Origin of the sequence: Gilliamella sp. W8128 (assembly GCF_016100545.1) — a bacterium.
In the GTDB taxonomy this organism is placed as follows: domain Bacteria; phylum Pseudomonadota; class Gammaproteobacteria; order Enterobacterales; family Orbaceae; genus Gilliamella; species Gilliamella apis.
This window is the reverse complement of record NZ_JACFSE010000047.1, coordinates 1-214: the sequence shown is the minus strand read 5'-3', so window position 1 is coordinate 214 and position 214 is coordinate 1. Positions and strand designations below refer to the sequence as shown.

Below are 214 nucleotides of genomic sequence, written 5' to 3'. Positions count from 1 at the left end.
CCCTTCGGCTCCCCTATTCGGTTAACCTTGCTACAGAATATAAGTCGCTGACCCATTATACAAAAGGTACGCAGTCACTATTACCTAACGGTAACAGCTCCCACTGATTGTACGTACACGGTTTCAGGGTCTATTTCACTCCCCTCCCGGGGTTCTTTTCGCCTTTCCCTCACGGTACTGGTTCACTATCGGTCAATCAGGAGTATTTAGCCTT

The 214-nt window shown here is 48.1% G+C and carries 1 rRNA gene; it reads right to left on the bottom strand.

Annotation, left to right across the window (positions count from 1 at the left end):
* A 23S ribosomal RNA gene (locus H3U97_RS11385) occupies window positions 1-214 on the bottom strand; the annotation flags it as partial.